The following is a 19,598-nucleotide window of genomic DNA, read 5'->3' on the forward strand; positions in this document are numbered from 1 at the left end:
AAAAAATTCTCTGAAGTCCTATGTCTTCAGAGAATTTTTTTATTTTACAATAAGTTGTACTAATTATTTTTCTCTAATCAACTAGTCTATAAGTCTTATCACTCTCACCGATGCTTGGTCTCAATAGCTTTTTTCACCAAAATCTGTTGATAAGCTTCCATATCTCCACGTTTCAATGCTTCTTCTTCATGAATGGATAATCGCCATTTATAAGCCAGAATTTCCTTATCCAACAACTTCTGAGGTGCCCCAATCAGATTCAAAATAGTCAGACGCTCTTCAATACTCTTTAACGGATAAACATCTGCAAGATTAACTGTTCTCGTTACACTTGTGGAGCGTTTTCTATGAATATATATAGCTTTATTCATATAGGCTATCTTATCTGCTTGAAGATAAACCTTATAGGTCGTATAATCGTCTTCTACCTTCTGATCCGTTGGATAGACAATATCCTTGAAAAGCTCCGCTTTATAAAGTTTCGCCCACGGAACTGTAAAACATTGACTAAGATTATACTTTCCATCATATTGATAATGGAACCAATCAAAAGGGCTATATACTTGTTCAAAATAGTTGTCTGCACCCACATGGATTAAAAAACTTCCCTGATCTTCAATAAATTGAGTGAAATTACCAATTGCAATATCTGCATCCGTTTTTTTCAATAAATCATAAAGACTTTGGATATGGTCTAACTCTAGCCAATCATCATTATCCACAAAGACAATGTAATCACCTGTCACAGCTTCCAAGGCACGATTGCGACTGGAAGCAACTCCTCCATTCGGTTTATGGTAAACCTTAACACGCGCATCTTGATTTTTATATCTCTGACAAATAGCTGCCGAACCATCAGTTGAGCCATCATTGATTAAAATAACTTCAAGATTTTGATAAGTTTGTTGAAGAATGCTATCTAAACATTTTTCAAGATAGGCCTCTGACATATAAACGGGGACGATAACACTTATTTTTTCCATTTTTATTTCTTTCTTTATTCAATTTTTAGTCTAAGTGCTTCAAATATCGCTGAATTGATACAATCATATCCTCAACTTTATCTACACTGAAACAGTAATTCGAAGCAGTAATCCGACAAGTTAAAGGATAAACCTCATATCTTCCTTTGTCGCTAAGTACGGATTCATCTTTTGTTTATCATAAGCAGATTGATATTTTTCTGGATTTACAAGTTGAGATAATTCGTCAATCATCTCTGCTACACCATCCCTTGGAAACACATGGTCAGTAACATAAAACTCTGGTTGGTGACACGTGTCCTTAAAAGCATAAAGGACCATGCCATTTTCAAGAGCTGTACGGCTACCATCAAGTATTTCCTGCGCATGAGAAATATCCAGATAAATGCTACACGTTTGTAAAAGTTTCTCATATATCTCTCTAGACAGGCCTGGGTAGAGATGAACATTTGCATGACAATCCAAATCTAATAAACGCCCTCCCATTACTGTTAGCGCAGCAATATGAAATTCAAAATTCGGTAGGGCAGATACAAGTATCTCAATTTGCTCCAGTTCTTGCGTATCTGTCAAAATTAAAATATGCGGGCGAAACTCCCTAAAGGCCCCAAGAAACGTTGGTAGATAAATCAGGGGAAGATTCATATTGTCTGTCTTTAATTTCAAATCTCGAGTCAGTAGTTTCCCACAACGATCTTTTAAATACGAAATATCTTCGACAGATAACTCTTCTCTTATATAAAACATTATCTGATTAGATGAGAGGTTAGGCATATCCCTAAGCAATCTTATATCCGATAACACTATACAATCACCTGTAGATAATTGTTTATCTAAAATCAGTTTTCTTGCTTCATCAATTGAAGAAAGGCCCTGTTCCCGACCGTTTGCTTCTCGATAAAGTGCACGATTATGAGATGAAAAAAGATAGAGTTGCTCTTGATTTTCCTGACCATAAATGTCTATCTCTTTTTTTCCACCACTCCAAATTTCTCTCTGAAAACAAGTTCCCGATAAATCATAATGATCTTTTGCACAACAAATACCTTTGTTATCATACCATTCGACTACCTCCACCATTTGTGGCCACTGAGGATAGCAGTAAATCTTCCCTTTTTTATTTCCTTCCGCTACGATATCACCTGTAGAAAGAACCTCCCAAAATCGAGGTAAGGGAAGTTGAGTCATGTGTAAGGGATTTGAACTTTCATGATTAGAAAAAAAACTAGTAAAAATATTGTTAATCGTTAATGATTTCAGATTCTTCCCCATAAGTTCTAAATCTTTTTTTAGGCGATCGTCATCTGAAGACCATTCCCTTGTCAGATAATAATACATCATTTCTTTTTTATTTCCATTCTCTAGTCAAAAATTCATACCATTGTTTTATTATGCGGTCTGATAAATATTCTTCAGCCAAGCGGTAAGATCCTTCCCTCAGCTGTTTGATTTGTTTGAAGGCTTTCTCTAAAGCTTTTGTTAAATCAACCACAATTTCCTCATCCGAACGAGCAGCAAAAGGAACTAAATAACCATTTTTACCCTCTTGAATAAAGGTCTGATTTCCATATGGTACATCTAAACCAACAAGAGCTTGTCCAGAACCAATTGCTTCTAATAAAGTTATACCAAAAGTTTCCCATTCCGAGGTAGCCAAATAAAGTTCATACTCTTTGAAACGGTTTGAAATTGTCTGATGCCCCTTAAGATGGATATAATTTTGTGCTCCTAGATTGGCAATCTCTGCTTCAATATCCTGCCATAGCATCCCTTGCCCATAGATATCTAAGTTGACGTCTGGAAAAATTTCATGAAAAGCAACGATGGCTTTGATTGCTAAGTCTAACCGTTTTCGGCGTTCAAACCGCACGGCAATCATCACAGAATAAGGTTTTCGTTCATCAGCTAATTGCAACTGTTCTAGGGCAGCTACTGGAAGAACGCGAACTTGACCAGTTTTCCCTAGTAATGCTAAATGTTTTTCCAATTCATCCTTCTGTGATTGCGTTGATACTAAAATATCATCAAATTCCTCGGCATATTGAAAAAGGTGATAGTATTCAGAATTGATCTGATCTCCCCAATAATGAATAGAGTGCACAACACAGGATAATCTTGCTTCTCCTTTTAAACGTAAAAGAGGTGATGTGAAGGGAAGATTCTCTAGACGATCAATAAATACATGATCCTCTTTACTAAACTGCAACTCTGATAAGGCTCGCTCTAAAAATTCAGACTCACTATAGAACCACTCCGATCCACACCGATAAACTGCTTCAGTATCCTCACCTGGTTCTTTCTTAATCTCTTCAAAGGCTATGGAACCATCTCTATTATGAAACAGTCGGCGAACAACTCTAGCTACTATACCAAATCCAGCATCCACTGCTGTAAAAAATTCTGTGAACAGCTTTTTCTTACCATAATGTTCTCTACGAAGTAAACGACCAAATACATAATAATCTACATAATCCACATAATCCGGTTTTAGACTGTTTTTATGTAGAATGGTAGTCACACCATCTTGTTCTTGAAAAATCACTTCACAATTATTTTCCTTATATTCAGCAGTCAGGTGTAAGAGCTGCTTCATATCATCTATACGGATCCCCAAGCTCATATCACGCTGATCTGTCAACAACATATGTGCTAATAGGATTTCTTCCTCAAGATGACCCAAAGAAAGGTAATAGTCCCATTTAAATCGAGGAGGGACCTGTGTAAAAACAAAACTGGCAGGAAGGTCCAAGTCGCGAAAAACCTTCCCACGATATGCTTGAGCAACATCTACACCATTTGGTTCTAAACCCACCATAAGATTAAAAGTGTAAAGCATTCTTTAACTCCAAACTAAACTCTAATCACAAGCATCAAATCATAGACTCCATAAAAGAAGTGAACTAGCGAATGATTAGATTATCTACTAAAACTTTCTCATTTATCTAACGAATTGAGGTAAGCTTTAATCGCCACTACCATCACTCCAGGAGTTTGTGAAGAAAAAATCTGACTTCCTCCTGTTGGGTCCTTACTAGTATTATCAAAAACTCCAAGTGTTCCATCTCGCAAGCAAGAGAGTTTTTTCCCAAAAATCTTTATAAAAATCTAGTATTTTTCAGTCAAAAGTCTAGATTTATTCCATTTTAATTATACATTATTTTTAGCAAAAGAGCTATCATATAAATATATCTATTAGATATTATTGACACATTCAACTATCAATATAAGTCAATCATCTTTATTCAGTAAGAATATTTGATATATAGAATTATCTTCTAAACTTGAGATTATTTCCTTATTTTTCAAGAATCAAAAAACCTAGATTCTAACAGCTAGTAAATAACTAACGGTTAAAGTCTAGGTTTACTCAGAAAACAATCATTATTTCACAACAAGCTCGTAACGTGTTTTGCTGGTGAAAGTTTCACCTGCTTTAAGAATGACTTGATCTTTAAGGTCGCTATGAATAGCATCTGGTAAAGCTTGCGCCTCAAGAGCAATTCCATTGTGCTGAATCATTGGCTGACCAGAGATGATGACACTCTCATCCACAAAGTTTGCTGTGTAGACCACAAAGCAAGGAGCCTCTGTCTTGAAGAGCAAGAAACGACCTGAGTTTTGATCATAAAGGAAACCAGCATTGTCATGTCCTGCAGGTAGCGCAAATGGATGGTCCAAACCAGATACGAGTTGGATTTGCTCATCTTCTTCTGCAAATATATCCTTCAACAAAGCACCATTGTAGATATGTTTGACCACATCACGATTAGCATCTGGGGTTTTAGCTGGAACACCATCAGGAGCAATTGGATAAATCCCCTCTGTGTTTAATTGGAAGACATGACGGTCAACTGTCTGCGTGAAATCACCAGATAAGTTAAAGTAGCTATGGTTGGTTGGATTGACCAAGGTATCCTGGTCTGTCGTTACCTTGTAACTAACTTCGTAGGCACCACTTTCTTCCAAATTGTAGCTAATCCAGATCTTAAGATTTCCAGGGAAACCTCCTGTCCCGTCTGCTCTTTCTGTGTAAAGAGTCAAACCATTATCATTCACTTCAACTAGCTCAAACAAGCTAGAATCCCAACCAGTTGAGCCACTGTGGTTACAGTTGCTAGCATTGTTGACTTCAAGATCATAGGTCTTACCATTAAGTTCGAAAGTCGCACCTGCGATACGACCTGCAACAGGACCTACACTCGCTCCATGTTTAGGGCTATTCCCAACATAGCTTTCGAAATCGTCAAAACCTAGGATCACATTGGCAAAGTTCCCATCCTTATCTGGAGTTACATAACGTAAAATTGTCGCACCATAGGTCATGATTTCCAGTTGATAGCCTGCCTCCGTTTCAAAACGGTAAGCTAGGACATCCTTGTCATCAAGTTTCCCAAATACACGTTCTGTGTATGCTTTCATCCTTCTCTCCTTTTTCTAATTCAATTAAGTAAACAAACCATAGAAAGCGCCTCCACTTTCTATGGTTTTATTGTATGATTTACAGACACCTTTGTCAAGAAACCATAAATATTCTCTTAACAAAAGTGGTTCCTACTATTCCTGTTCTATGCTTCTACACGTTCAGTCCATGAAGTCGCTGTTGTTTGAAGAACCTTGTTAAGCTCATCGATGTTTTCAAATCCAGTTGTACGAAGCCATTCGCGAGCTGCTGTTTCACCATCTTTGATGTATGCTTCGACTGATCCAGCCCATGTTGCGCGTCCACAAAGAACACCATTGAAGTTTGCGCCTGATTCGTGGGCAAAGACAAGAGTTTCTTGGAAAAGCTTAGCTGATACACCTGCACTCAAGTAGATGTATGGCAAGTTCGTAGCTTCGTCTTGAGCTTTGAAGAAGGCTGCTGCTTCTTCGCGAGTATGAACGATTTCTCCATCGCCAAATCCTTCAACGTATTTCACGTTAACTGGAACTTCCACTTTCAAGACATCGATGTTAAAGCGTGGGTCAGAGAATACTTTCATAGCACCGATAACCTTGTGTGGTTTTACTTTCGCGTATTCTGCAGAACCTGCGTCAGCAATTTTTTCATCGTAAGCCAAGATTTCAAGGAAGAATGGAATATCCTCTGCCACACACTCAGAACCAATACGTTCAATGTAGGCTTGTTTTTGTTGATTAAGTTCGTCAGAGCTATCTACGTCATAGTAAAGCAAGAACTTAACAGCATCTGCACCTTGTTCCTTGATACGTTTTGCAGACCAAACATCCAAGCAGTCAGGCAAACGTTTAGTGCTTGTAGTATCGTATCCAGTTTTTTCATAAGCAAGGAGAAGACCAGCATTTGGATCAAGAGCTTTTGTAGCTGGAAGTCCATACTCAGGGTCAAGAAGCATAGATGAGGCATATTTAGTCAATTCATCTGCAACCAAAACTTTAAGTTCTTCCATTTGAGCTACTGTTGGCTCTTCTGTTTGGTATTGAGCCATGAGGCGTTTCAAAGCACCACGTTGGTCAAAAGCAAGAGCTGAGATAATACCATTCTCATCAGAGAGTTTTTGCATGCAAGCAAGTTTATTTGGGCTTAATGTTAATTTACTCATAAATAACTCCTTATTTTTCAAACTCGTGAATAATGACACCTTGAACTACACGGTTTACTGTACCTGTTGGTGATGGTGTATCAGGTTTGTTTCCAATCTTAAGCGAAGTCAAGAGAGCAAATAATTGACCGTAAACAATATAAGGGAAGACACGGTAAACATCATTTAAAACGCCACCGCATCCAAGTGCTACTTCTTTGACATTTTCAAGTCCAAAGGCTTGATCACTCAAGAGAACAACACGACGAGCAATTTGATCGCCTGCAACTTCACGAACCAAGTCTAGGTCGTACTTACGAGTATAGTCTGTTGTAGAACCAAAGACCAAAACTACAGTATCTTCATTGATCAAAGATTTTGGACCGTGACGGAAGCCAACTGGGCTTTCATACATAGTCGCTACTTGACCAGCTGTCAGTTCCAAAATCTTGAGCTGAGCTTCATGAGCAAGTCCAAAGTAAGGACCAGCGCCAAGATAGATAACTCGGTTAAAGTCGAGGTCAACCAACTCTTTGACATCTGCTACATTGTCAAGGACTTTGCGTGCAAGGGTTGACAATACTTCAAAACGCTCAGATTTAACTGCAAAGTCTGTCGGATCAAATACCAAGAGCGCTGTCAACATCATCGACGTAAAGCTTGATGTCATAGCAAAGCCAGCATCGTTAGAAGCAGCTGGTTGCAAGAGCAAGAGGTTGCGGTCATCACCATGTGCTTGGAGAGCTAATTTTCCTTCAGCAGCACAGGTGATTGTCACTTGATAAAGTTCATCAACCAAGGTCTTAGCCAAGTCAACTGTTGCTACACTCTCAGGTGAGTTACCGCTTCGTGCAAATGATACCAAAACAGTTGCTACATCTTTTTTCAAATAAGTTTGTGGATTAGCTACAATATCAGTTGTCGCAATAGCATTAAAGTTCCATTTACGCTCATCGTAAACTTCTTTAAAGTAAGGAACCAGAGTATCCCCTACATAAGCAGAAGTTCCAGCGCCAGTCAAGATAACCTTGATATAGTCATGCTTATCTGCAATTCCTTGCAAGAAAGCTGCAATTTCATCACGTCGTTCTTGATAAGTTTCAAAAGCTTCTTTCCAAACATCTGGTTGTTGGTAGATCTCACGTGTTGTGATTTCTGCCCCCAACTCAAGCAATTCTTCTTTTGTATAATCTAGCATTGAGTTCCTCTAATCTATTATTATATTATTTTTTATTTAAAATATGGGAATGGGAGTAAGCCCCATTCCCATTTATATTCTATGAAATGTGTTCTAACAGTATTTCTGTTATTACACCTTATTCGTCTTCATCGTCATCGAAGCCAGCCAATAGATCATTAACTTTGACAATGCTCTCTGAAGCACGATTTTTATAATCTGCATCAGCGCCAGTTAGGCTTGCATTGATAAATTCAATCACCATTGGAAGATTCATTCCTGCATAAAGTTCGATGTCACGACCTTCCATAATCAAGCGGCTCACCACGTTACATGGTGTTCCACCAAGGAGGTCAGCAAAGACTAGGAAATCATCCAAACCTTCGACAGCAGCTTCAAATTTCGCAGTGAAATCTTCTGGTCCATCTTCTGGAAGAAGAGCTACCGCATGAATGTTATCCTGTGGACCCATAATCATTTCTGTGCTACCTTTTAGTTCTTCACAAAAACGTCCATGGCTCACTAAAATCAATGATTTACTCATAAATTATGCGCCCATTCCAAGTACAAATTTACCGATGAATGAAAGTCCAACTGCAAGAGCAATGATGATACCGATTGCTTTAGTTGAGTTCATACCTTTCTTACCAAGCAACCAGAAGATGAATGCTGTGAAGATTGCTGGAAGCAAGCGTGGGAAGATTGAGTTCAAGATATCTTGGAAGTCAATCATTTTCTCACCGATTGGCAATTTGTATGAAATTTCAAAGTTGATCATTGTTGCTACAAGAGCACCCATCATGAACACACCAAGTACAGATGCAGCTTCAATCAAAGCTGTCAAAGTGCTTTGCATGTTGTTGATAAGGTTAACCCCTTCTTTGTATGCAAATTCCAATTGTTTCCAACGGAAGATGTCATACGCTACTGCAACTGCGATCCAAAGGAAGATACCCCAAGGTTGACCAGCGATAGCCATTGTTGCAGCGATAGATCCCATGATAGCAGGTACAAGTGAACCAAAGATTGTATCTCCAAGAGGAGCGAATGGTCCCATCAAACCTGTCTTGATACCGTTAACCGCATCTTTTGAGCCAACGCCATCTTTTTCTTCCATAGCAAGGTCAAAACCAGCGATGATTGTGTGGAAGAATGGTGAAGTGTTGAAGAATTGAGTATGAACTTTCATCATTTCTTTCAACTCAGGAGTTCCATCTCCATACATTTTACGCAATTGTGGCAAGATCATGTAAAGGTAACCTGATGCTTGCATACGCTCGTAGTTCCATCCCAATTGGAAAGTGAACAAGCTACGTTTGTTAATTTGATTAAAATCTTCTTTTGTTAATTTGTAATTAGAATTCGTCATCTTCAATTTCCCCACTTTCTGATGGTGTAGAAGGTGCTGCTACAGCAACTTTTTGGCTGTTCTTGAAGTGAACAACTGCAAGGAAGATACCCACGATAGAGATACCGATCATAGACAATCCTTTGAAGTTGTTTGCAAAGCCAATTTTTTCAGCAACGTCAGCAGGAAGAGTGCCAATGATACCAGCAACTGCTCCACCAAGACCTGTTACGTATGAGTAAAGTACAGTCAACATAGCTGTCAAACCGAATCCCATAGCAAGGTAGTGAAGGTTACGTTTAACTGGAAGGTAACGAAGCAAGATAGCGAATCCAAGACCTGGAAGCATACGACCTGCAAGAGTCAAACCGTCTGCAACCCATTGGTATTCTTTAACAAGGTTTACAACACCTTGTACGAATTCTCCACCGAAAGCAAGCGCGAAGAATACTGGAAGGGCACGAGAAGCAGCCCATGGAAGCGCACCAAGAAGGTAGTTACGTTCGATAGCTTTATAGTCAAAGCGTTCGATCGCAGCATCAATACGGTGTGCGAAGAATGTAGTAGTCATACGACCAAGTACGTCGAAGTAAGTCAAAAGTGCCGCTACTGGTACAGCGATTGTAGTGATCGCAAGGTCAGTTTCGATACCTTGTGAAACTGAGAAAGCAGTCGCAAGAACCGCACCAGAAGTTGCGTCGATACGAGAAGCACCACCAAAGGTACCTACCCCAAGTACGAACAACTGCAAGCTACCACCGATAAACAAACCAGTTGTCAAATCTCCCATGATCAAACCAGTAATGAAACCAGCGAATACAGGGGAACCTGCAGAAGAAACGATCGTCAACTCATCACAGATTTGATAAGCTGAGTACAAAGTGAGAAGTAAAATTTGCCACCATTGTATCATAACAATGACCTCCTAAAAATTTTTTCCTATTTTAATAAGCTCAAAAAGTCTGAAACTGGATCATTTGGAACCATTTGAGCAGTAAGTTTAACACCTTTTTCCGCCAATTTGTGGAAATCTTCTACGTCTTTATCTACAACGTTGATTGAACGTGTGATAGAACGTGTTTCTGGTGTTTGAGACATATTACCAACATTGACTGCTTCAAGCGGTACCCCTGCTTCCACTAATCCAAGGAAGCGGTCTGGTTTACGAGCAACGATAAACAAACGTTGGCTATCATATTTTCCAGCAAGGATATTAGCTGCAGCTTTTTCAACTGGCAAAATACTAAGTTTTACACCTGGTGGTGTTGCAAGTTTCAATCCGCTCTTTTCAACGTCGTTATTAACAACTTCATTGTCAACGACCATGATACGTGAAACATTCAGTTTAGCAGACCAAAGGTTTGCTACTTGTCCGTGGATCAAACGTCCATCGATACGGCATCCTACAATTGTCATAAATTTTCCCCCTTTATATGTTTTAGTGTAGGTTTACGAGTTAAGTGTATGTGATCTTTATATTCCCCTTCAGTTTCAAAGATAATGATGCGGTTAGCACCTTCTTTGAGATAGCTGTGCGGAATATAAAGCGATAAGGTTGGACCAACATTCCAGAAACGACCTAGATGATGGCCATTGACATAGGCAATCCCTTTACCAAACTCAGATAGTTCTAAGTAGGTGTCCTTCGGAGCCTCAACTTCAAAGTCAAAGGCGTAAAAGGCAGGTTGTCCTTCTGTCCATCCTTTTGAGAAATCAATCTTTTCAGGATTATCTAGTGGAAGCGGATAGTGTTCCCAGTTCAGCATGAAGTGTAGATCTTTGCAGACACCTGTACGAATCCCTTTTCGTTGTGTATCTGCTAGGAACTTATGCCCGTAATTGACACGCCCCATATTTTCTACCAGAACATCAAAACGAGAGAGCGCTTTCTTTTCTCCTTGATAGAAGATGTCCTCACCAATTTCTGTCTGGTACTGAGTTGCGACCCATTTACCATCTACAAATAGCTGAGCTCTGTCTCGACCGTCAATGATACGGATACGTTCTTCTTCTGCATCCCAACTAGCTTCTGTACGATAGAGTAGGTAGCCGTAGCTTTGTCCCAACTCTTCCATTTTCTTAGGATAGAGACTCTCAATTGGACTTGTTAAGCTATCCAAGGTTTCAAAGAGAGAAACTTTCTCGACCAGTGGAATGTTTTCAACTTCCATGCTCTCTTTGTAAAGCGGTTCTAATTGTGGATACTCAGGATAGTAAGTCGCCATCATTTCCTTAACTGCCATGTATTTAGCAGTTGGATTGCCAGCTTCATTAAGGAGAGCGTCATAATCATAAGATGTTACTTGTGGTAAATCGATGGTTCCTCGAGCTGAACAACCATTCATAAAACCAAAGTTAGTTCCACCGTGGAACATATAAAGGTTGATAGAGCCTTGCTCTAGCACCTCATGTACGGCTTCTGCTAACTCCTCTGGCTCACGTGTGATGACTGGTTCTTTCCATCGGTTAAACCATCCATCCCAGAATTCCATACACATGAGTGGCCATTTCTTGTCATACTCATCAAAGAACTCTTGCATTTGCGAGAAGTTAAAGTTAGCTTTTGAACCAAAGTTCCCTGTCACAAAGAGATCATCTTCAATCAAGGTACCAGCTTTCAGAGTTGCTCGCCATGGACCATCAGATGTAAAGAGCGGACAAGTCACTGAACGTTCTTCCATCAATCGGCGAATCTCACGCAAGTAGGTCTTGTCCTCACCGTATGAACCGTACTCATTTTCAACCTGCATCATGAGGATGTTACCACCATTGTCCAACAATCTTGAAACAAGACGCGGAAGTAAATGATCGTAGTAACGTCCTACCATTTCAACAAAGGCTGGATCAGAAGAACGGATTCGCATGTCTTTAGTTAAAAGCCATGCTGGTAAACCACCAAATTCCCACTCTGAACAGATAAAGGGAGATGGTCGAACAATAGCATACAAGCCTAAGTCCTGAGCTGTCTGAAGAAATTTTTCAATATTAAGATTGCCTTCAAAATTGAAGTTTCCTTCAGTTGGCTCATGCAAATTCCAAGCGACGTAAGTTTCAACAGTGTTGAAGCCTAAAGCCTTGAGATTATACAATGAATGATACCAGTCTTCTTCAGGAATTCTAAAATAATGAATGGCACCAGATAAAATTTTGAATGGTTCCCCATCTAGGTAAAAATCATCCTCAATTTTAAACCTTGTCATTTTACCACCCCATACTTTTCGTTTGCGCTTTCATTTGTTGTTATATTAAATGATAAACTAATGAATCCATCTTGTCAATAGATTTTTCGAAAATTATTTAAAATTTTTCTTTTTTTTACTGAATTGTTTTCTAAAATTCTTGTAAAAAATTTTTTTCTTAAATATTTTCGTTCTAGATTGCATAAATGTATGAGTTTATAACCGTAAATAATATGTAAGTCAATCACTTAGCCTATTATTTTATTTTTTTTACATTATTTACTATCATTTCCAAACCATTTATGATAAAATCGAAGATGGAGAAGGAAAAAATGAGGTGAAAATATGGCAATTCCAAAGTATCAATATATCAAAGACGAATTGAAAAACAAAATCATTTCAGGTCAATTTGCAAGTGGCGACAAGTTCTACACTGAAGCAGAATTGATTGCAATGTATGACGTAAGTTCAATCACTGTTGTTCGCGCCTTAAACGACCTTGCTAAAGACGGTTATATTGTCCGCCAACAAGGAAAAGGAACCTTTGTGGCTCGCGCTCGCAAGCACAAACTCGTAGAATTTTCTGATGTAGAAATTTTTGAAACCAAGGACGATAAAGTCACTGTTCTTTCTATTGAACGCGGTAACGATCTTAACTACTTAGAAAAATTGGGATTGCGTGGCGATCAATTTTATTACAAAATCGAACGTATCCGTGAATCTAACGGTGTTACTTATATCTACCACACATCTTATATCCCTGAACAATACATCAATGCAAACTATCCAAATCTTGAATACTATAGTTCTATCTATAATCGTTTCAAATTGGACTACCACATTCACATGAACGACGAGCATTTTGAAGAAATCAATGAAATTGTATTTCCAACTCCAGAACATGCTGCTTCTATCCTAGGAATCGACTCTCAGTTCCCAACTGTTCTCCAAACCAAGACAACTAAACTTGAGTCAACTGGCCAAGTGTTGGAATACATTGAAACTTACAAACGTTCTGATTTCTATAAGATTAAATTTATCTCATGTGATCGCGATCACTAAACATTAAAAAGTCTGAGACAATCGTTTCAGGCTTTTCTGTTTTTCATTATAGCACGCTAGCTTTTAGTAGGAAATATCAAATGACTTTAAACTATAATTTGGAGAAATTTTACTAAAAACAGAGTAAAAATTGAAAAGCAGTTCAAATTAAATAACTTCTTATATTTTTTATAGGTATTTTATTAAAATACTTGACTTTACTAGATTCAGATAATACAATGAAATCAGTTTGTGAAAACGCTACCAAAACAATAAATTAGGAGGTTATTTAATGAAACCAGAAAATAAACAGCGTTTCTCTATTCGTAAATACGCAATCGGAGCAGCTTCTGTCTTGATCGGCTTTGCCTTTCATGCGCAAGCTGTTGCCGCTGATGGAGTCGTACCTACTACAACAGAGAATCAACCTACTATCCAAGCTACAGGTGAATCGTCTCCACAGGCTAGCGAAGAAAAACTTGAAACTAGTCCTACACCAGAAGCCGTAGCTCCTGCAGCTCCAGCAACACCTGTAGCAAACACTGAAGCACCAAAAGTTGAAGCTACTCCTGCACCTGTCGTAGAAAAAACTGTTGCAACCGAAGAAACTCCAGCAAAACCAGAAGTAACTGAAGAAGCTAAGCAGCCAGAACCAGAAAAGGTAGAAAACAAAGAAATTGCTAAAGTTGAAGCTCCTGCAGTCACCACAGAGAGAGCAACTCAAGTCAATGAAAAACTGGCTAAAAAGAAAATCGTTTCAATCGATGCAGGGCGTAAATACTTTTCTCCTGAACAACTGAAAGAAATCATCGACAAAGCCAAACACTATGGCTATACTGATCTTCATCTCCTAGTCGGAAATGATGGCTTGCGTTTTATGCTTGATGACATGTCTCTAACTGTAGGGGACAAAACTTATGCAAGCGATGATGTCAAACGCGCTGTTGAAAATGGAACCAATGCTTACTACAACGATCCAAACGGCAATCATCTAACTGAAAGCCAAATGACCGACTTGATTAACTATGCTAAGGATAAAGGTATTGGACTTATCCCATCTGTTAACAGTCCTGGCCACATGGACGCTATCCTTAATGCTATGAAAGAATTGGGTATTGAAAAGCCTAACTTTAACTATTTTGGTAAAGAATCAGCGCGTACTGTTGACCTTGACAATGAAAAAGCTGTTGCCTTCACAAAAGCTTTGATTGATAAGTATGCCGGCTACTTTGCTGGTAAGTCTGAAATCTTCAACATCGGTTTGGATGAGTACGCTAACGATGCTACGGATGCTAAAGGATGGAGCGTTCTTCAAGCCTATAAATGGTATCCAGAAGATGGATTCCCAGACAAGGGCTATGACAAATTCATCGCCTATGCTAATGACCTAGCTCGTATCGTCAAATCTCACGGTCTAAAACCAATGGCCTTCAACGACGGTATCTACTATAATAGCGATACAAGTTTTGGTACCTTTGACAAGGACATCATCGTCTCTATGTGGACTGGTGGCTGGGGCGGTTACGATGTCGCTTCTTCTAAATTACTAGCTGAAAAAGGACACGAAATCCTCAATACTAACGATGCTTGGTACTATGTTCTCGGCCGTAATGCTGACGGACAAGGTTGGTACAACCTTGATCAAGGATTGAACGGCATTAAGAGCACACCGATCACTTCTGTACCAAAAACAGAAGGAGCTGACGTTCCTATTATCGGTGGTATGGTAGCAGCTTGGGCTGATACTCCATCTGCTCGCTACTCTCCATCTCGTCTCTTCAAACTCATGCGTCAATTCGCAAACTCAAATGCTGAATATTTCGCTGCTGATTACGAGTCTGCTGAACAAGCTCTGAAAGAAGTTCCAACAGACCTTACTCGCTACACAGAAGAAAGTATTGCAGCCGTTAAAGAAGCTGAAAAAGCCATTCGTTCTCTTGATGGCAACCTCAGCCGTGCTGAACAAGATACTATTGACCAAGCTATCGCAAAACTCCAAGAAGCTGTTGCTAACTTGACCTTCACTCCAGAAGCTCAAAAAGAAGAAGATGCTAAACGCGAAGTTGAAAAACTAGCTAAAAATAAGGTTATCTCTATTGATGCTGGTCGTAAATACTTCACGCTAGACCAACTTAAACGAATCGTTGACAAAGCCAGCGAACTTGGATACTCTGACCTTCATCTCCTCCTTGGAAATGATGGACTTCGCTTCTTACTTGATGATATGAGTATCTCAGCAAACGGCAAGACTTATGCAAGCGACGATGTGAAAAATGCCATCATCGAAGGAACAAAATCTTACTACGATGATCCTAATGGAACTACTTTGAACCAAGCTGAAATCACTGAGCTTATCCAGTATGCTAAAAACAAAGGTATTGGACTAATCCCAGCTATCAATAGCCCAGGTCACATGGATGCTATGCTTGTCGCTATGGAAAAATTGGGCATCGCAAACCCTCAAGCTAACTTTGACAAGGTTTCAAAAACAACTATGGACCTTGAAAACGAAGAAGCAATGAACTTTACAAAAGCCCTTATTGGCAAGTACATGGACTTCTTTGCAGGCAAGACTAAGATCTTTAACTATGGTACAGATGAGTATGCCAATGACGCTACCAACGCTCAAGGTTGGTACTACCTCAAGTGGTATGGACTCTACGGTAAATTTGCTGAATACGCTAATAGTCTAGCTGCCATGGCTAAAGAAAAAGGTCTTCAACCAATGGCCTTTAACGACGGCTTCTACTATGAAGACAAGGATGATGTTGAATTTGATAAAGACGTTATCATCTCTTACTGGTCTAAAGGATGGTGGGGTTACAACCTTGCATCTCCTCAATATCTAGCAAGTAAGGGGTACAAATTCCTTAACACGAATGGAGATTGGTACTACATTCTCGGTCAAAAACCAGAAGATGGTGGTGGCTTCCTCAAGAAAGCTATTGAAAATACTGAAAAAACTCCATTTAACCAGCTGGCTTCAACTAAATATCCTGAAGTTGACCTACCTACTGTTGGTAGTATGTTAGCTATCTGGGCTGATAGACCAAGCGCAGAATACAAGGAAGAAGAAATCTTTGAACTCATGACTGCCTTTGCAGATCACAACAAAGACTACTTCCGTGCTGACTACAAAGCACTACGCGAAGAACTTGCTCAAATCCCTGAAAACTTAGAAGGATACAGTACAGAAAGTCTCAACGCTCTCAAGGCTGCTAAAGACGCTCTTAACTACAACCTCAATCGTAACAAACAAGCTGAATTGGACACACTTGTAGCTAATCTCAAAGCTGCTAGACTGGGTCTCAAACCAGCTGCAACTCACTCAGGAAGCCTTGATGAGAGTGAAACTGCTGCTACAGTTGAAAACCGACCAGAGCTTCTAGTTAAGACAGAAGAAATTCCGTTTGAGATTGTTAAGAAAGAAAATCCTAACCTACCAGCAGGAAAAGAGAAAGTCATCACTAAAGGTGTCAAAGGTGAACGGACTATCTATCTTTCAGTTGTGACTGAGAATGGCAAGCAAACAGAAACAGTTCTTGAAAGACAAGTAACGAAAGAAGCTGTTAATCAAGTTGTCGAAGTTGGAACATTAACAACTCATGTAGGAGACGAAAAAGGTCAAGCTCCTGTTGTAAATAAACCTCGTGTAGTCATCGAAGATGAAGAAATTCCATTTACAACCATCACTCGCGAGACTCCTTCACTACCTAAGGGACAAACTCGTCTAGTAACTGCAGGTATCAACGGTCGTCGTAGCCATTTCTACTCTGTGACTACTGCTGCTGATGGATCTGAAGTTAAAACATTGGTTACTAGTGTTGTCGCTCAAGAACCAGTCGCTCAAGTGATCGAAGTTGGTAACCCTATCACTCATCTTGGTGATGAACATGGTCAAGCAGCTATCGCTGAAGAAAAACCAAAACTAGAAATTCCAAGTGAACCAGCTCCAGCATCTGTTCCTGCTGAGGAAAACAAAACTCTTCCTCAAGGCCCAGCTCCTGTAGCAAAAGAAAATAAACTTCCTGAAACAGGAAGCCAAGGTTCAGAATGGTTGATTGCTACTGGTCTTATGACTGCTCTCACAGCTTACGGACTTAGCAAGAAAAAAGATTAAGCACAAATAAAAAGCGGGACAAAAGTCTCGCTTTTTATTGTGATTATTAGTCACCCAAACCGATGCGTTCGAAGATCTCATCCACACGTTTGGTATAGTAAGTTGGGTTAAAGATTTCGTCGATTTCTTCTTGAGTGAGGCGTGAAGTCACTTCTGGATCTGCTTCAAGAAGTGGTTTGAAGTCTACTTGGTTATCCCAAGATTGAGCTGTCTTAGGTTGAACAAGGTCGTAAGCTTGCTCACGCGTCATCCCTTTTTCAATCAAAGCAAGCATGGCACGTTGGCTGAAGATCAAACCAAATGTAGAGTTCATGTTGCGGATCATATTTTCTGGGAAGACTGTCAAGTTCTTAACGATGTTTCCGAAACGGTTAAGCATGTAGTCAATCAAAATGGTTGTATCTGGTGCGATGATGCGCTCTGCTGATGAGTGAGAGATATCACGTTCGTGCCAGAGAGCGACGTTCTCATAGGCTGTAATCATGTGACCACGGATCACACGCGCAAGACCTGTCATGTTTTCAGAACCGATAGGGTTACGTTTGTGAGGCATTGCTGAAGACCCTTTTTGCCCTTTGGCAAAGAACTCTTCCACTTCACGTTGTTCTGATTTTTGAAGACCACGAATCTCAGTCGCCATACGTTCGATAGAAGTTGCGATGCTGGCAAGAACTGCAAAGTACTCAGCGTGAAGGTCACGAGGAAGGACTTGTGTAGAGATTTCTTGAGCACGGATACCCAATTTGTCGCAGACGTATTTTTCAACGAATGGTGGTATGTTGGCAAAGTTACCAACCGCACCAGAGATCTTACCAGCCTCCACGCCAGCAGCTGCATGCTCGAAACGCTCGATGTTACGTTTCATTTCGCTGTACCAAGTTGCCAATTTAAGACCAAAAGTTGTCGGCTCAGCGTGCACACCATGGGTACGCCCCATCATGATAGTGAACTTGTGTTCTTTCGCTTTGTCAGCGATGATATTGAGGAAGTTTTCAAGGTCACGACGAATGATGTCGTTGGCCTGCTTGTAAAGGTAACCGTAGGCAGTATCGACTACGTCAGTAGAAGTCAAACCATAGTGGACCCACTTACGCTCTTCACCAAGCGTCTCAGAAACCGCACGCGTGAAAGCCACCACATCGTGACGAGTCTCCTGCTCAATTTCCAAAATACGGTCGATGTCAAAGTCCGCTTTTTCACGGATCAAAGCCACATCTTCCTTAGGGATTTCCCCCAACTCAGCCCATGCTTCATCAGCCAAGATTTCCACCTCAAGCCAAGCACGGTATTTATTTTCTTCAGTCCAAATGTTCGCCATCTCAGGGCGAGAGTAACGTTCGATCATTGTTAGTTAGTTCTCCTTAATTAATTCTTTTACAATATATCCTTCTTCTAAAGCTTTTTCTGTAGCAGTCCTATATTTTTCTATATCATTATCTTTATTTATATTCTTTTTTTCAAAATATTTTTCCAATTCTTTATAGGAATCTGTTCCTTCTTTAAATTCACTATTAAAGCATTGAGGCTCACCATCTTCCCTTTTCGCAATTGAGATTGTCTCCGTTTCAAATTCTCCAAAGAATGATTTATATGTAATTTTGAGTTTCAAATTTTTTAGTTCTCCATGACTCACCCCTTGAACTTTAATATAAAACACACTATTTTCACCTTTATTGATGATCTTTTCTCTAAATGTTTTGTCCTTGTCTAGTATTTTTCCATCAATTTCTGCTTTTACATCCGTAATGAAAGCAAGTCCCAAACCTACATTCTCTACATCTAGAGGAAAAATCACACAATGCTTATCAGAACTATCAAAGTTACAGATTTCATAGTCCAAAACTGCCGTCCTTTGCCTCTGATCAATAATTCGATATGGGTAAACACCTAGCGAAATACGATACCTTAAGTAAGGTCTATGACTATTTAGTAAATCAACTTTTGACTGTTTTTTCTGAACAGCTAATGTCCAATAGATACCTAAAATAGTCACAACTGCACCAATTAATGCACTTATAAGATTTGACCAGAACTCACTATTTAATACACTTATCAGATTCGACAAAATTTCACCATTTAATATATATGTTTTTAAACTATAAATTTTGATATCGATACAAAACAAGCGATACAATATAAAAAGTACGATTAATCTATTAAACCAAGTATCTTTTTTACTCATTTCCTCCTCTAACCTCTTCAATCAATCC

Annotated in this window: 15 protein-coding genes; 2 read left to right on the forward strand and 13 right to left on the reverse strand. The window is 39.4% G+C overall.

Annotated features, from left to right (window positions below; genetic code table 11):
* Window positions 1-104 precede the first annotated feature (104 nt).
* From O3658_RS07565 to O3658_RS07615, 11 genes are all read right to left on the reverse strand, one after another.
* Window positions 105-983: a glycosyltransferase family 2 protein gene (locus O3658_RS07565; protein WP_371560523.1), complete on the reverse strand. Its 879-nt coding sequence runs from the start codon at window positions 981-983 to the stop codon at window positions 105-107.
* Between the two features lie 120 nt (window positions 984-1,103).
* Window positions 1,104-2,324, reverse strand: a complete 1,221-nt coding sequence (locus tag O3658_RS07570) for a hypothetical protein (RefSeq protein WP_371560524.1) — start codon at window positions 2,322-2,324, stop codon at window positions 1,104-1,106.
* Between the two features lie 7 nt (window positions 2,325-2,331).
* Window positions 2,332-3,819, reverse strand: coding sequence for a glycosyltransferase (locus O3658_RS07575; RefSeq protein WP_075232298.1), 1,488 nt, complete (start codon window positions 3,817-3,819; stop codon window positions 2,332-2,334).
* A gap of 545 nt (window positions 3,820-4,364) precedes the next feature.
* Window positions 4,365-5,402: an aldose epimerase family protein gene (locus O3658_RS07580; protein ID WP_371560527.1), complete on the reverse strand. Its 1,038-nt coding sequence runs from the start codon at window positions 5,400-5,402 to the stop codon at window positions 4,365-4,367.
* Window positions 5,403-5,548: 146 nt separating this feature from the next.
* The gene (gene lacD, locus O3658_RS07585) at window positions 5,549-6,544 is read right to left on the reverse strand and encodes a tagatose-bisphosphate aldolase (RefSeq protein WP_371560529.1); all 996 of its coding nucleotides are present in this window, start codon (window positions 6,542-6,544) and stop codon (window positions 5,549-5,551) included.
* Window positions 6,545-6,554: 10 nt separating this feature from the next.
* The gene (locus O3658_RS07590; protein WP_371560531.1) at window positions 6,555-7,721 is read right to left on the reverse strand and encodes an SIS domain-containing protein; all 1,167 of its coding nucleotides are present in this window, start codon (window positions 7,719-7,721) and stop codon (window positions 6,555-6,557) included.
* Between the two features lie 118 nt (window positions 7,722-7,839).
* On the reverse strand, window positions 7,840-8,244 hold the full coding sequence (locus O3658_RS07595; RefSeq protein WP_075229687.1) for a PTS sugar transporter subunit IIA: 405 nt from the start codon (window positions 8,242-8,244) through the stop codon (window positions 7,840-7,842).
* A 3-nt stretch (window positions 8,245-8,247) separates the two neighbouring features.
* The gene (locus O3658_RS07600) at window positions 8,248-9,069 is read right to left on the reverse strand and encodes a PTS system mannose/fructose/sorbose family transporter subunit IID (protein ID WP_049509363.1); all 822 of its coding nucleotides are present in this window, start codon (window positions 9,067-9,069) and stop codon (window positions 8,248-8,250) included.
* Window positions 9,056-9,961 carry a PTS mannose/fructose/sorbose/N-acetylgalactosamine transporter subunit IIC gene (locus O3658_RS07605; RefSeq protein ID WP_000616985.1) on the reverse strand — a complete coding sequence of 302 codons (906 nt, stop codon included), beginning with the start codon at window positions 9,959-9,961 and terminating at the stop codon, window positions 9,056-9,058. The genes O3658_RS07600 and O3658_RS07605 overlap by 14 nt, the downstream gene beginning before the upstream one ends.
* A gap of 26 nt (window positions 9,962-9,987) precedes the next feature.
* Window positions 9,988-10,464, reverse strand: a complete 477-nt coding sequence (locus tag O3658_RS07610) for a PTS system mannose/fructose/N-acetylgalactosamine-transporter subunit IIB (protein ID WP_000156977.1) — start codon at window positions 10,462-10,464, stop codon at window positions 9,988-9,990.
* On the reverse strand, window positions 10,461-12,248 hold the full coding sequence (locus O3658_RS07615) for a beta-galactosidase family protein (RefSeq protein WP_371560535.1): 1,788 nt from the start codon (window positions 12,246-12,248) through the stop codon (window positions 10,461-10,463). Before O3658_RS07615 ends, O3658_RS07610 begins: the two co-directional genes overlap by 4 nt.
* 324 nt (window positions 12,249-12,572) lie before the next feature.
* Between O3658_RS07615 and O3658_RS07620 the strand changes: the two genes are divergently transcribed.
* Entirely contained in the window at window positions 12,573-13,289 is a 717-nt protein-coding gene (locus O3658_RS07620) for a GntR family transcriptional regulator (protein ID WP_045762517.1), read from the forward strand.
* Between the two features lie 271 nt (window positions 13,290-13,560).
* Window positions 13,561-17,388: an LPXTG-anchored beta-N-acetylhexosaminidase StrH gene (gene strH, locus O3658_RS07625; RefSeq protein WP_371560537.1), complete on the forward strand. Its 3,828-nt coding sequence runs from the start codon at window positions 13,561-13,563 to the stop codon at window positions 17,386-17,388.
* A 46-nt stretch (window positions 17,389-17,434) separates the two neighbouring features.
* On the opposite strand, the gene purB is transcribed toward strH, so the two are convergent.
* Both purB and O3658_RS07635 read right to left on the reverse strand, forming a co-directional pair.
* Complete coding sequence (gene purB, locus O3658_RS07630; protein WP_371560539.1) at window positions 17,435-18,733, reverse strand: adenylosuccinate lyase; 1,299 nt, start codon at window positions 18,731-18,733, stop codon at window positions 17,435-17,437.
* A 6-nt stretch (window positions 18,734-18,739) separates the two neighbouring features.
* On the reverse strand, window positions 18,740-19,570 hold the full coding sequence (locus tag O3658_RS07635; RefSeq protein ID WP_371560541.1) for a hypothetical protein: 831 nt from the start codon (window positions 19,568-19,570) through the stop codon (window positions 18,740-18,742).
* Window positions 19,571-19,598 lie beyond the last annotated feature (28 nt).

It is taken from the genome of Streptococcus sp. 27098_8_69 (assembly GCF_041432445.1).
In the GTDB taxonomy this organism is placed as follows: Bacteria; Bacillota; Bacilli; order Lactobacillales; family Streptococcaceae; genus Streptococcus.

Coding starts and splice junctions, on each gene's coding strand:
- lacD (WP_371560529.1), bottom strand. CDS start 6,544: ATGAGTAAATTAACATTAAGCCCAAATAAACTTGCTTGCATGCAAAAA.
- O3658_RS07575 (WP_075232298.1), bottom strand. CDS start 3,819: ATGCTTTACACTTTTAATCTTATGGTGGGTTTAGAACCAAATGGTGTA.
- O3658_RS07570 (WP_371560524.1), bottom strand. CDS start 2,324: ATGATGTATTATTATCTGACAAGGGAATGGTCTTCAGATGACGATCGC.
- strH (WP_371560537.1), top strand. CDS start 13,561: ATGAAACCAGAAAATAAACAGCGTTTCTCTATTCGTAAATACGCAATC.
- O3658_RS07610 (WP_000156977.1), bottom strand. CDS start 10,464: ATGACAATTGTAGGATGCCGTATCGATGGACGTTTGATCCACGGACAA.
- O3658_RS07635 (WP_371560541.1), bottom strand. CDS start 19,570: ATGAGTAAAAAAGATACTTGGTTTAATAGATTAATCGTACTTTTTATA.
- O3658_RS07565 (WP_371560523.1), bottom strand. CDS start 983: ATGGAAAAAATAAGTGTTATCGTCCCCGTTTATATGTCAGAGGCCTAT.
- O3658_RS07595 (WP_075229687.1), bottom strand. CDS start 8,244: ATGAGTAAATCATTGATTTTAGTGAGCCATGGACGTTTTTGTGAAGAA.
- O3658_RS07615 (WP_371560535.1), bottom strand. CDS start 12,248: ATGACAAGGTTTAAAATTGAGGATGATTTTTACCTAGATGGGGAACCA.
- O3658_RS07600 (WP_049509363.1), bottom strand. CDS start 9,069: ATGACGAATTCTAATTACAAATTAACAAAAGAAGATTTTAATCAAATT.
- O3658_RS07580 (WP_371560527.1), bottom strand. CDS start 5,402: ATGAAAGCATACACAGAACGTGTATTTGGGAAACTTGATGACAAGGAT.
- O3658_RS07590 (WP_371560531.1), bottom strand. CDS start 7,721: ATGCTAGATTATACAAAAGAAGAATTGCTTGAGTTGGGGGCAGAAATC.
- O3658_RS07605 (WP_000616985.1), bottom strand. CDS start 9,961: ATGATACAATGGTGGCAAATTTTACTTCTCACTTTGTACTCAGCTTAT.
- O3658_RS07620 (WP_045762517.1), top strand. CDS start 12,573: ATGGCAATTCCAAAGTATCAATATATCAAAGACGAATTGAAAAACAAA.
- purB (WP_371560539.1), bottom strand. CDS start 18,733: ATGATCGAACGTTACTCTCGCCCTGAGATGGCGAACATTTGGACTGAA.